At 60.9% G+C, this 11,390-nt stretch carries 12 protein-coding genes; 9 read left to right on the top strand and 3 right to left on the bottom strand.

Features of this window, described 5'->3' with window-relative positions; translation table 11 throughout:
* Window positions 1–601: 601 nt before the first annotated feature.
* The gene (locus ASD47_RS20375; protein ID WP_056760393.1) at window positions 602–931 is read left to right on the top strand and encodes a DUF3768 domain-containing protein; all 330 of its coding nucleotides are present in this window, start codon (window positions 602–604) and stop codon (window positions 929–931) included.
* A gap of 58 nt (window positions 932–989) precedes the next feature.
* Window positions 990–1,448 (top strand): hypothetical protein, encoded by a 459-nt coding sequence (locus ASD47_RS20370; RefSeq protein WP_056760389.1) that lies wholly within the window; start codon window positions 990–992, stop codon window positions 1,446–1,448.
* Window positions 1,449–1,590: 142 nt separating this feature from the next.
* On the opposite strand, the gene ASD47_RS27295 is transcribed toward ASD47_RS20370, so the two are convergent.
* Window positions 1,591–1,725: a DUF736 family protein gene (locus ASD47_RS27295; protein WP_200945281.1), complete on the bottom strand. Its 135-nt coding sequence runs from the start codon at window positions 1,723–1,725 to the stop codon at window positions 1,591–1,593.
* A gap of 487 nt (window positions 1,726–2,212) precedes the next feature.
* Here ASD47_RS27295 and ASD47_RS26275 point away from each other — a divergent pair, with 487 nt between their 5' ends.
* From ASD47_RS26275 to ASD47_RS20350, 4 genes are all read left to right on the top strand, one after another.
* Window positions 2,213–2,638 carry a DUF736 family protein gene (locus ASD47_RS26275; protein WP_082564717.1) on the top strand — a complete coding sequence of 142 codons (426 nt, stop codon included), beginning with the start codon at window positions 2,213–2,215 and terminating at the stop codon, window positions 2,636–2,638.
* Window positions 2,639–2,832: 194 nt separating this feature from the next.
* Entirely contained in the window at window positions 2,833–3,756 is a 924-nt protein-coding gene (locus tag ASD47_RS20360; RefSeq protein WP_056760386.1) for a DUF1837 domain-containing protein, read from the top strand.
* Window positions 3,756–5,843: a DEAD/DEAH box helicase gene (locus ASD47_RS20355; RefSeq protein WP_056760383.1), complete on the top strand. Its 2,088-nt coding sequence runs from the start codon at window positions 3,756–3,758 to the stop codon at window positions 5,841–5,843. Before ASD47_RS20360 ends, ASD47_RS20355 begins: the two co-directional genes overlap by 1 nt.
* 170 nt (window positions 5,844–6,013) lie before the next feature.
* Window positions 6,014–7,342: a HEPN domain-containing protein gene (locus ASD47_RS20350; protein WP_056760380.1), complete on the top strand. Its 1,329-nt coding sequence runs from the start codon at window positions 6,014–6,016 to the stop codon at window positions 7,340–7,342.
* 104 nt (window positions 7,343–7,446) lie between these two features.
* On the opposite strand, the gene ASD47_RS20345 is transcribed toward ASD47_RS20350, so the two are convergent.
* Entirely contained in the window at window positions 7,447–8,073 is a 627-nt protein-coding gene (locus ASD47_RS20345; RefSeq protein WP_156402339.1) for an SLATT domain-containing protein, read from the bottom strand.
* Window positions 8,074–8,095: 22 nt separating this feature from the next.
* On the bottom strand, window positions 8,096–9,466 hold the full coding sequence (locus tag ASD47_RS20340; RefSeq protein ID WP_056760374.1) for a nucleotidyl transferase AbiEii/AbiGii toxin family protein: 1,371 nt from the start codon (window positions 9,464–9,466) through the stop codon (window positions 8,096–8,098).
* Window positions 9,467–9,826: 360 nt separating this feature from the next.
* Between ASD47_RS20340 and trbB the strand changes: the two genes are divergently transcribed.
* The 3 genes from trbB to ASD47_RS20325 all read left to right on the top strand — a co-directional run bounded on the left by trbB (window position 9,827) and on the right by ASD47_RS20325 (window position 11,390).
* Window positions 9,827–10,741: a P-type conjugative transfer ATPase TrbB gene (gene trbB, locus ASD47_RS20335; RefSeq protein ID WP_056760534.1), complete on the top strand. Its 915-nt coding sequence runs from the start codon at window positions 9,827–9,829 to the stop codon at window positions 10,739–10,741.
* Between the two features lie 89 nt (window positions 10,742–10,830).
* The gene (locus ASD47_RS20330; RefSeq protein WP_235525976.1) at window positions 10,831–11,124 is read left to right on the top strand and encodes a TrbC/VirB2 family protein; all 294 of its coding nucleotides are present in this window, start codon (window positions 10,831–10,833) and stop codon (window positions 11,122–11,124) included.
* Window positions 11,124–11,390, top strand: a complete 267-nt coding sequence (locus ASD47_RS20325) for a VirB3 family type IV secretion system protein (RefSeq protein WP_056760367.1) — start codon at window positions 11,124–11,126, stop codon at window positions 11,388–11,390. The genes ASD47_RS20330 and ASD47_RS20325 overlap by 1 nt, the downstream gene beginning before the upstream one ends.

Here is an 11,390-nt window from a genome sequence, read left to right as displayed (position 1 = left end):
ATGTATCCGGCAGCGCCAAAGACAATGAAACGGCAGGATCGCAAGGGTCCGACGCCACGGGATGTTCGTGTGAGCCCACGTCGACCCGAAGCTTGGCCCGGTTCGATGCCAGGGCGGCTGCGCCGCTCGCTTGCGCTCCGCAGCTTCGCCAGAACCGGAGAGCGGCCTGCGGTCACGCTCGGTCCCGCGGCTTTCGCCGCTCCCTCGGGCGCGACGCCTGGCGGGCGACCTCAAAGATAAGCTTTGAGGTCGCCGCCGGCCGCTCGGCGCCGCTTCCCGCCACGCGCGAGCGCGGGCTCCTTGCAGTCTTCATTTTGCGAAGAAGCGCTCGGGGCGAGCGCGTGGGTCTGTTTGCCGCTGCCGCGGCCTTGGTTCTGGCCGCTGCGCGGCCAGGTGGCTTGGGGCTCCGCCCCCAGCGCACTTCGGATCGGCTTCTGCCCCGCTTCGGACCTGGGATGTGAAGTTGCCCATTCGTGTCCAGCCCAGGCCCTGCAGCCGGGTCCCCGCGAAGCCGCCCCTCCGTTTGCACCCCCGGTCTCGCCGACGGGCAGGGGTTCAGGCGCGCCTTGCGCCTGCACCCCAGCCCCAAGGAGAGGGATCAATGGACGACACCAGAAGCGCTCGGATCGCCGAGTTGAACGACGCCCTGCGGCGCACGCCGGGGCTTGGCTGGTACTTCACCAGCGGTCTGGCCAACCTTGGTCGGCTTTTCGTCGCCGAGGCTATGGCTGCGGTGATGGCCTATGACCGTTTCGACCCGGACGATGACCCCTATGGCGAGCGCGATTTTGGCTCGCTGGTCATCCAGGGCCGGCGGGTGTTCTGGAAGATCGACTATTACGACCAGAACCTGGTGGCCGGGTCGCCCGATCCTTCGGATCCGGCGGTGACCCGACGCGTGCTGACCCTGCTGCTGCCCGAAGAATATTGACCCAACCGGCGAGGCGTCCGCCCGGCGGCGGCGCCTCCCTTCCCAACAGGAGGCCGTAATGTCCGATCGCTGTTCCGCGACGATCACCCTGGGCGGCGCGCTTGATCGCGAGACCTTTGTCGAAATGGCCGGTCTCATCGCCGACGAAGGTCTGTCAACCGACTGGGATGGCCCCTGGTTCAGGGCGCAGGATCTGCTTCAGGGCCAGCCGCTGCGGCTGGTCGCCCGCGAAGTGACCGGCGGGCAATTTGACGAACTGGAAGCCTGGTGCGTCGCGCACGGCGTACCGTTCGCGCGCTGGTCGGGATCCTATCCAGGATCCTGGAGCGCCGAGCGGGTGGTGTTCACTGGCCAGGGCGAGCCGGCCTGCTTTATCGCTGACGAGGACGACCGCGTCCTCGTCGACAAGGCGACGGTCGAGGTTTTGGGTACGATGACGCGCCTGCGCGAGCACTTCGCGGCCGCCGCTTTCATCGTGCCGCCGCTGACGGTGCTAGATTGGGAAGAGGAGGTCTGAGCGCGCTTTGCGCCTCTGCCCTGGCCCGGCTGGGATCGCGGTCGGCTGGCCGGCTTGAAACCAGACAGTCTTCGACCTCGAAACCGGTGCGATCGCGCGCCGGCGCCCGCCCCGCCGGATGGCGGAGCGGGCCCTTGGCGAACTATTCGGCTTTGGTCGCCGGCTTTACCGTCTTGTCGTCGGGACGCGACCAGACCAGGCTGTGGACGCCATCGATCACGACCAGGGCGGCGTTCATTTCCTCGGTGAAGCTGGGGTCGTCCAGGGTGACCGACAAGTAATCCTGGCCGTCCCTGGAGATCTTCGTTCCCGGCCGCGCCGAAGACCGCGGCGCCGGAATGGACGCGCAAGCCGAAGCCCTTGGGGCAGGCCTTGTCGACCGGGCGGGCGCACCGTCGCGAGGTTGAGGCTCAAGCTGCGAATGGCCCCCGAGAAGGTTGGGTTGGCCTTGTCCGCGAAGGGGGCCGACGACAAACAGGTCATCTCTCCGGTGATCTGAAACGAGCGCGTCGACCGCGTCCTCTTCTGGCCTGATCTGACCGGGACCCGTTCCGCCACCGCAACCGCGAGTCCAGGTTTCTTCCCCTGGGCGCGAGCGCCCATTCCTCGCGAGGCAACAAACCCGTGCTCTTTGGTCCTTCGCCAAGGCTGCGGGCTCGCCGGGCGACAGGTCTTCGGCGCGCTGCGGGGCGGGCCTGGGCCCGGTCTCAAGATCGCCATCGAGGCCGCGATCGGCGCGGCTCGGTTCAGATCGGAGAGACGACATGGCTATCATCGGCACCTTCACGGCCAACGCCAACGGGACCTTCTCGGGGTCCATCCGCAGCTTGAGCCTCAACGTTCGGACGGTGCAATTCCGCCCGGTCGACAAGACCAGCCCCAAGGGCCCCGACTTCCGGGTCTATTCGGGCGCCGCGGGGGAGGCGGCGCTGTTTCGCCGGTTGGACCGGATGTCGCGGCAACTCGACCGGCTCGAGCGGGACGTGACGATCGCCAACGAGGCGATTGGGCTCTACGTGAAGACTTGGCTGAAGGTGACGCCGGCCATGTCCGGCGTCGAGGACCGGGCGGCCGCGGCCAAGGGCCAGGAACGGTACGCCGCGTTCATCGACCTGCTGGCGCGGAGGATTTCGGAGGGGAGGTTGCTCCGGGCCGAGGTGCTAGAGGATGTTGGCATAGACCGAGGCTGACGCGGGATTGACAGGTCGCTTTCGGCCTCGTGGCGGGCGGAGACACGCAGATAGAGCGCGACGGGCGTGCCGGCCAAGATCCTTGCAACCTTGCATCGCAAGCTGCACCTTTCCGCAAGGAGTCGGGGAACTCCTTTGCGAACTGGAGCTTGGGGGCCATCGGTGCGATCGATCTTTAAGTGGAGCCCGTGTCGATGACGGGACTAGTGTTCGACGTCCTTATCGACGATGCGCTATCCAACATCACCTCGGCTGCGCAGCTCAAAGGTTTGGTGAAAAAGCGCGTTCTCAGTCTGGTGAACGACTTCGAGGACGCGAAATGGCGCTATCCTAAGTTCAAGAACTTTCTCTGGGACAACATCGCCCAGACGGCGCTGTCCCAAAGGGAGCGCGCCTCGCTCGTTGATCAAAGCCATAGCAGCCTGGTGGCTGCGGCCAAGAACCTGCGATTGACCGACAAGGATGAGGTCGGGCAGGGCAGCGAGATCGCTGAAGTCTTCCTCTATGGGATCATGCGGCACCAATATAAAGCACTGCCGGTCGTTCCGAAAATATTCTACAAGCAGAACGTTCAGGACAACGCCAAGGGTGCCGATAGCGTCCACATCGTCGTTGATGGAGATGACTTCACACTCTGGTTCGGGGAGGCGAAGTTCTACAACTCCATCGAGGACTATCGCCTCGACGCCATCGTTGCGTCCGTCATGGCGTCCCTCTCGACGGACAAGCTGAAAAAGGAAAACGCGATCATCACGAGCGTGTCCGATCTGGACGGCCTGCAGATAGATCCAACGTTACGCGAAAATATACGAGCGGCGCTTAGCAACAGAGAGTCGATCGATAACCTAAAATCCAAAATTCATATTCCGATCCTTATCCTGCACGAATGCGATGACACCGCAAAATCCAAGGATTCTTCGGACGAATATAAGGCGCAGATAAAGCTAACTCATCAGGATAGGGCGGAGGCGTACTTTGCCAAGCAGATGGCAAAGGCGAGCAACGTCCATAAATATGACGATATAAGCTTTCATATCATTCTATTTCCGGTTCCGAACAAGAAGGGCATCATCGACGCCTTCGTCAAAACTGTCGCCTTCTATAAGGAGCAGGGCTGATGGAGGTTTTTGAAACTTGCCACGAGATCAACAACCTTCTTACCGCCCGCAATGAACTTGCGGCGCGAAACCTTCTCATTCGTTTGCTGGCTGACCTTGAGCAAGCCGGAACGCCGTATCCGCAGGTCGTGAACCACATGATCCGGGAGACCGGACTGTTTCCCTACCTTCAGCTCGATGGCGCGTCTTGGGACGTCAAATACGTGCATCAGGCCTTCGAGGTCGACGTCGGTCGTCGCGTCGCAACCTTGCATCGCGAGCAGTCGAGCGTTCTGGCAAAGCTCTTGGACGGCACAAGCATCGCCGTTAGCGCGCCCACCAGCTTTGGCAAAAGCTTCATCATTGATGCGTTCATTGCGGCGAAGAAGCCCGACACCGTCGTGATAATCGTGCCGACCATCGCGCTGATGGATGAGACGCGTCGGCGGATATTTAAGAAATTCTCCAAAGACTATACGGTGATCACCGCGCCAGACACAGCGCTTGGCGCGAAGAATATCCTTATATTCCCGCAGGAACGTGCGTTCGGTTATTTAGATCTTCTCAATAAGATCGACTTGCTCGTTGTCGATGAATTTTACAAGGCCAGCCAAAAGCACGACAAGGAGCGTGCGCCTTCGTTGATCAAGGCGATATTGAAGCTCTCAAAAAAGGCAACGCAGAGGTACTATCTGGCGCCAAACATCAAGAAGCTCGGTGAAAATGCGTTCACGAAAGGCATGGAATTCATTGAGCTTCTAGATTTCAACACCGTATATCTGGATATCAAAGATCACTACAGCGCAATCGCGGGGGATGAAAAGAAGAAGGGCGAAAAGCTGATTGAGCTGATTTCGGCAGGGGATCAGAAGGCGCTCATCTATGCAGGCACCTACGCTGATATTAAGAGAGTTTCCGACCTCGTCATTGATCACTTGCCAAAGGTGGATAACCCGTACACCAAACCTTTCGCGCAATGGCTTCGTGATAACTATAAACCCGATTGGATATTGGCGGACCTCGCGGACCGTGGCGTGGGCGTTCATAACGGGCGCATGCACCGCTGCATAAGTCAGCTTCAGGTTAAGCTCTTCGAGTACGATAATGGCTTCAACAATATCGTCTCGACATCATCAATTATCGAGGGCGTCAACACCTCCGCCGAAAACGTCATTCTATGGCGGAGCAAAATTGGAAAGAACAATCTAAAAGACTTCACCTACAAAAACATCATCGGTCGCGGCGGCCGGATGTTCAAATATTTCGTGGGAAACATCCATTTGCTCGATGTGCCACCGGTATCGGAGGACGCGCAGCTTGAGATCGAATTTCCCGAGGAAATTCTCGGCACTCTGGACGAAGCCGGTGACGCCGAGCAGTTGACTGACCGTCAGGTTGAGAAAATTATCGAGTACAAAGTTCAGATGTCGTCGATTGTCGGCGAGGAGAACTTCGCGCGGATCAAGCGTGAAAACCTGCTCCACGACAGCGATGCCGATTTTCTACTGCGTCTGGCGACGGACATGCGGGACACCCCAGAAGATTGGAGAGGGTTCGCCTTCCTCAATTCCAGCAATTCGTCCAACTGGGAAAGCACGCTGTATAAGGTGCTCAAGTTGAAGCCGAATGGCTGGGACGCGCCGTGGAGCAACGTCGTCACCGTAACGAAGGCCATTGCCAACAATTGGAAGCAGGACCTCTCTCAGATTATCCGCTCTTTGGAAGAATCCGGGATCGATATCGAGGAATTTTTCAAGCTCGAACGGGCGGTAACCTTCAAGCTGTCGGCGCTGCTCAGCGATACGAATGAATTGCACAAGTTGATCATCAACCCGTCCGTGGACGTCTCCGGCTTCGTGGGCCGGATGAGCCGCGCGTTCCTGCCAAGCGCGGTCTACCACCTGGAGGAGTACGGTCTTCCACGGATGATCTCGAAGAAGATCCACCGTGCAGGCCTAGTCAACTTCGAAGATCCTGACATGGACCTGCTGGTCGCCCTGGAGCGGTTCAAGCAGCTTGGGGAGGAAAGGGTTCTGGCGGCGCAAGAGCTGAGCCGGTTTGATCGGTTCGTCGTCAAATTCTTCTTTGACGGCATCACCGTGGACTGACGGCGGGGTCCAAACGTCAGCAACTGGCGCGAGACCGAGGTTAGCCCTTGCACTCATTCATGCGCATATTGGCGACCACCTGCAGCAATGCGCCGATAGGGACAGCACTCAGGACCGCTGGAGCAGCCCGATTGGCTGCGGGCGGGGGTCGGGCGTGAGGGGAGAGGCCGATGGCGGGAGCGCTGAAGGGCGATAGAGAGCTTTGCAGCGCGGCAAGCGCGTTTTTCCAAGGCGCGCAGGCCGACGTTCAACCGCTCATGACCAGCTGGGCGGCCCTGATCAATCATCCTGGAGGCCACTTCGAAGATGGCATTCCGTTCATCACCACCCAGACCACCCAGGATGCCTATGATGCCGTCGTCCAACGGGCCCTCAAGGTTCTCGGGCCTGTGGTCTGCCACGACTCCGACGTGCATGATCTTCTTTGGCGGTTCGCCGGCGCGCGCGCCGCCAAGGGGCATGAGACCGCCATCGAGATCACGGTGTCGAGCTTCCTAGAAGCGCTGGAAGCTAGCGCGGCCAAGGCGTTGGTTTATGTCGATCGCAACTACGTGATGATGCTCGAACAAAATGTTGACCAGATCAGGATCGGTCCGGTTCGCGCCATCCGCACGCGCGTGCTCGACGCGGAGTTTCAGGCCCGTGAACCTGATCGGCAATGGCTCCTGGGTGTTGGTGGGCGGTCTCTGACGCTGTTCGAGAACGGGCCGGTCGCCTTCAACATGAGCGAGGTGGTCTGGTCGGTGGCCCTCGCCGCCTCGCCGCGCACTGTTAAGGAGCAGGCAGCCTGGTTGATAGACGTCGCTTTGAGCCTGTTGCGGCTGCTGCACGAGGGCGTCACCGTCTATTTCCCGCTCATCGGCGACGAAGAAGCCCACCCTCTGGCCGCCAGCGAGGCCCAGGACATGGCTCTGGTCTTCGACGGCAGCTCCATGAGCGGGGACGGCGGCGAACTTCGCGGCTACTACCGCGTCGATAGCGGGCTCGTGGCTATTACCCAGAGCCAAGCTTTCCTGAATCACGCCGGGGCCGTCTTCGATCCGGCGCGCGGCACCGTCGGCGAGCGGTTCGCCCAGGGTCTGGGCTGGATGACCCGGGGACGGCGCGCCATCGACCGGGCTGAGCGTCTGCTCTATTTCTTCACCGCCATCGAGGCCCTTCTGAGCAATGACGACAAGACCGCGCCCGTAACCCAGACGATTGCCCGCCACGCCGCCGTGATCCTTGCGCAGGACCCGGGCGAACGCGCTGACCTGGCGGCTCAGATCCGAAGCCTCTACGGGGCTCGCTCCAGCTTGGTCCACACCGGCAAAAGGTCAGTGAGCAAGTCTCAGGCCGATACGGTCCAGCAACTCGTCGAGCGGCTCTACGGTCAGGTGTTGGAAAAGATACCGCTCAGCACACGGCATCAGGCGTTCAACGCCACGCTGGCCAGGGCGAGCTATGGTGGGACTTGGCCGGTGCCGGAGTCGGGAGGGCTTCAAGCCGAGATTGGCTGATCGGTTAGTCCGATCAGGCGCCCGTTGAGCCTACGCCCTCCTTTGAACGTCGTGTTCCTGGAGGTTCGCCAACGGCCGCTTATGGCGCATCATTGCCTCGGAGCTCAACACACTCGGGCTAGCAATCCCCATGACGGGACGAGGGCTATGATCATTGAGGCCACGGGCCAAAAATAGATGTCGTAAAACATCCAAGAGACGTAATGCACCCTCTTCCAGAAGACGGGCTTTCCCTCTTCCTTGTCGATCTCAATCGTCGTCTTGAGCCAATCTATCCGATCGTGATTGAAGGGGCATTTCTCGATCGCTAGCTGATATTTCGCGTTGGTCGCATCGGACGCCGGCAGCGCTGCCCCGGCCTTATTCGCCGCGTCGATCTCAAGCTTGTAGATATGATAGAGGTTGGCAATATCCTTCGCATTGTCGAGCATATAATTATATCGAAGCTTATCTTCGTCAAATATGCTCATGACGGAGAATACCAGGAGGAAAATAGAAGCGGTCAGAGCCACCAGTCCGATATAATCTCGATGCGCGACCGCTCCAGTATCCTCGATAAACTTAGGAACGACTGAAAGCACCAGCACGTAGGCGGACAAGACGCTCAGCGCGATGCCTTTCCACCAGCCGCGAGATCTGAGGCGATCAGCGGCATGGAAGCGCGAGCTTTTCGTCTTCCACATTGTGCCTAGCAGCGGATGGACGCGCCAGATTGGCGTTGGAGTATCCAAGTGCTCTTCCCCCGTATTTCTCTCAGTTCAACCAACTGCCACGCCTGCCACCACAACGAAATCCGTTCGGTGCCTTATGCTCGTTGAGCGCGGCGTCCCGGGTGGTCCGCGTGAAAACCTTTTGGCAGTAAGGGCATTGCAGCTTGAAGGCCGGCGCCGATCGCATCGTTCTCAGCGCCGTCGCCCGCCGCACGCTCGCGCCAAAGTTCTTGGTGAAATAGCCCTTCTTGGAATTCTCCCCGGCTTTGGAGAGTTCGATTTCGAACCTGGGTTCGAAGTCCTGGTCGGTCAGTTCCAAGCCTTGGACGTTGGCTTGAACGAAGGCCTTGATCCCAGGATCAGAATTGGTGCCGCCGGTCTGATCATAACCGTAGAAGTACTCTCGAGCCGGCTTGCCCTGGGGCTGCTTGTAGGCAAGCGAATAAGGCTCAACTAAGCGCGCGACGCCTCCATAGGTAAGGCGCAGCAGCTTCTGCTCGGCACCCGCGGTCATGATGAGGTTTCGCTGCTCGGACGGAAAGAAAAGATCGTCGCCCCATCCGGACGTTGGGCTACCTTCGAACAAGCTATCGATGGACGCCTTGAAGCCTTCCATCGCCTTGTCGAAACCAAAGCGAACCTGCCGTGGCGCCTGGGTGAATTTCGACCACAGGCCACCGAAGAAATTCACCGGCAACCCCAGTAAGATCTCCTTCGCAGCACCCGGGTTGTTGCCGAAGATGGTCTTCTGAAGAAACACCCTCAGGACAAGCTTGCGATCGACCTCCAAGGAGCGATCCATGAACGTGGCGTGGACGAGGTCGAAAAGATCGGCGGCGTGCCGGCGCTGGATCAGACATTTGAGCTTGAGTGCGACGATCTCCTCTAGCGCCATGCACGTCAGATCAGCGGTGCATTGTCCGGCGTCGGAGTACGCGTGGGTCAGCCGCCTAGTCACAGGGGGAAGGAAAAGACGATCTAGCTCAACGATGTCTACCTTGATGCTGATCGTCAGATCGTCTTCCTCGCCAAGGAAGTCGTGGAAGAACAGTCGCCCCTTGTAAACCGTGCGGCCTCTATCTCCGAACGACCCAATGTTCAGCGTGTTGCGATCGGTGAGAAACTCCACGCCGCACATACGCTGGGCCTCGCCGCACGCGTCGTTGATCGCCTGGAGAAGGCGTGGCTGGTCAATTGCGCCAGGGACGGAAAAGTCCAAGTCGCTGGAAAACCGCGAGTGCGGATAATAGGCCTTCCGCAGGCAATTGCCCCCTTTGAAGACCAGCAGCCTGCGAAGATATTCGTTCTCGTAGAACGCCTTGAGCAACCAGCCAAAGACATAGTCGCGTTCGACATTCACTTGGTGAATATCGAACTCATCTGCTTTTGCCTGAGCCTCGCTGAGGTCGATCATCGATCCTGCCCCCTGGAGCTCGCATTCATCCGAGACAAGCATTAATCGCACCCGCCCTGGGGACGCAACCACGCCGGGAATTGAAATACCGGCTCTTGAGATGAATTTTTAGATTTCGTGCGCCCGGTCATCCCCCTCAGGCGGGGCAGCGAGCTAAGCCGGAGACGACGCAGCAGCAGAGCTGACATCGGCTTCGTTTTTGGACCACGCCGGCAGGTTCTCTTTTGTAGCCGATGATTTCTCGGCCGATTTGGCTGTTGAGGCTGGCGCGAACGCGGTCTTCTTACTCGTCCCCGTGAACAACGGGGATGCGCCGTGGAGCCTTCCAAATCCGATCCGGAGATGTCGCGCAGCCATCGCATGCTGCGCACGGCCCTGGGCCCGCTGCTGCTCGCGCGCCTGGAAGATCCTGGCGTCGCCGAGGTCATGCTCAACCCCGATGGGTCGGTCTGGATCGACCGGTTCGATGTCGGCCTTCGGTCGGCTGATCTGACGCTGAGCGCCGCCGACGGCGAGCGGATCATCCGGCTGGTCGCCCATCACGTCGGGGTCGAAGTTCATGCGGGTCGGCCGCGTCTGGCCGCCGAACTGCCTGGTGGCGGCGAGCGGTTCGAGGGGCTGCTGCCGCCTCTGGTCTCTGGTCCAACCTTTTCCCTGCGCAAGCCCGCCAGCGTGGTCTTCCCGCTCGGCGCCTATGTCGAGCAGGGAGTGATGAGCGCCGAGGCGGGCAGGGCGCTGGCCCTGGCCGTCGCCGAGCGGCGCAACATCCTGGTGGCCGGTCCGACCTCGAGCGGCAAGACCACCCTGGTCAATGCGCTGTTGGCGCAGGTGGCCGCGCTTGATGAGCGCGTGATCCTGATCGAGGACGTTCGGGAGCTGCAATGCCCGGGCCGCAACGTCGTGGCCTTGCGCACCCGTGACGGCGTGGCCAGTCTCGCCGACCTCGTGCGCTCGTCTCTGCGCCTTCGGCCCGACCGGATCATCATCGGCGAGGTCCGCGGGCCCGAGGCCCTCGATCTGATCAAGGCCTGGGGCACGGGGCATCCGGGCGGCGTGGCGACCCTGCATGCCGGCACGGCGCTTGGCGCGCTGCTGCGCCTGGAGCAACTGATCCAAGAGGCGGTGATCACCGTACCGCGCGCCCTGATCGCCGAAATCATCGACCTCGTGGCGGTCATCGCCGGCCGCGGCCGCCAGCGCCGCCTGGTCGATCTCGTCCGTCTGCAGGGCCTTGGCCCCGACGGCGCCTACCAGCTCACCCCCGCCCTGACCTGAAGGAGAGACCCATGTCCCATAGCCTCATCGCGCCTGGCGTTTCGCTCCAATTGCCGCGTCCGCGGCTCTCGCGTCTGACCCTGCGGTCGATGGGAGCCGGCCTCTCGGGGATGGCCATCCTGGTCGCCAGCCACGCCCAGGCGGCCGGTTCGTCCATGCCCTGGGAAGAGCCGCTGCAGCGGATACTGGAATCGATCGAGGGCCCCGTCGCCAAGATCATCGCGGTGATCATCATCATCGTTACGGGGCTGACCCTGGCGTTCGGCGACACCTCGGGCGGCTCGCGCAAGATGATCCAGATCGTCTTTGGCCTGTCGATCGCTTTCGCCGCCTCCAGCTTCTTCCTGTCGTTCTTCTCGTTCGGTGGCGGGGCGGTCATCTGATGGCCGGTGATCGCGCTATGGGGTTCGCCGCGCCCGTGCATCGGGCTCTGACCGAACCGATGTTGCTGGCCGGCGCGCCTCGCGCGATCGCCTTGGTCAATGGCACCCTGGCCGCGGCCTTGGGCCTTGGTCTTCGCCTGTGGCTGATTGGCCTGTTGGTCTGGGTGACTGGTCACGGCCTGGCCGTCTGGGCCGCGCGCAACGACCCGCTGATCTTCGATGTCGGGCGGCGGTCTGTTCGCATTCCCGCCCGGCTGGAGGTCTAG

The organism is Caulobacter sp. Root1472, assembly GCF_001426985.1.
Taxonomy (GTDB): Bacteria; Pseudomonadota; Alphaproteobacteria; order Caulobacterales; family Caulobacteraceae; genus Caulobacter; species Caulobacter rhizosphaerae.
The sequence above is the reverse complement of the archived record's forward strand: the minus strand, read 5'-3'. Positions and strand labels throughout refer to the sequence as shown.

What these genes read in the sequence shown, in the direction of transcription:
- ASD47_RS20375 (WP_056760393.1), top strand. Translation starts at nt 602, where the DNA reads ATGGACGACACCAGAAGCGCTCGGATCGCCGAGTTGAACGACGCCCTG.
- ASD47_RS20370 (WP_056760389.1), top strand. Translation starts at nt 990, where the DNA reads ATGTCCGATCGCTGTTCCGCGACGATCACCCTGGGCGGCGCGCTTGAT.
- ASD47_RS26275 (WP_082564717.1), top strand. Translation starts at nt 2,213, where the DNA reads ATGGCTATCATCGGCACCTTCACGGCCAACGCCAACGGGACCTTCTCG.
- ASD47_RS20360 (WP_056760386.1), top strand. Translation starts at nt 2,833, where the DNA reads ATGACGGGACTAGTGTTCGACGTCCTTATCGACGATGCGCTATCCAAC.
- ASD47_RS20355 (WP_056760383.1), top strand. Translation starts at nt 3,756, where the DNA reads ATGGAGGTTTTTGAAACTTGCCACGAGATCAACAACCTTCTTACCGCC.
- ASD47_RS20350 (WP_056760380.1), top strand. Translation starts at nt 6,014, where the DNA reads ATGGCGGGAGCGCTGAAGGGCGATAGAGAGCTTTGCAGCGCGGCAAGC.
- ASD47_RS20340 (WP_056760374.1), bottom strand. Translation starts at nt 9,466, where the DNA reads ATGATCGACCTCAGCGAGGCTCAGGCAAAAGCAGATGAGTTCGATATT.
- trbB (WP_056760534.1), top strand. Translation starts at nt 9,827, where the DNA reads ATGCTGCGCACGGCCCTGGGCCCGCTGCTGCTCGCGCGCCTGGAAGAT.
- ASD47_RS20330 (WP_235525976.1), top strand. Translation starts at nt 10,831, where the DNA reads ATGGGAGCCGGCCTCTCGGGGATGGCCATCCTGGTCGCCAGCCACGCC.
- ASD47_RS20325 (WP_056760367.1), top strand. Translation starts at nt 11,124, where the DNA reads ATGGCCGGTGATCGCGCTATGGGGTTCGCCGCGCCCGTGCATCGGGCT.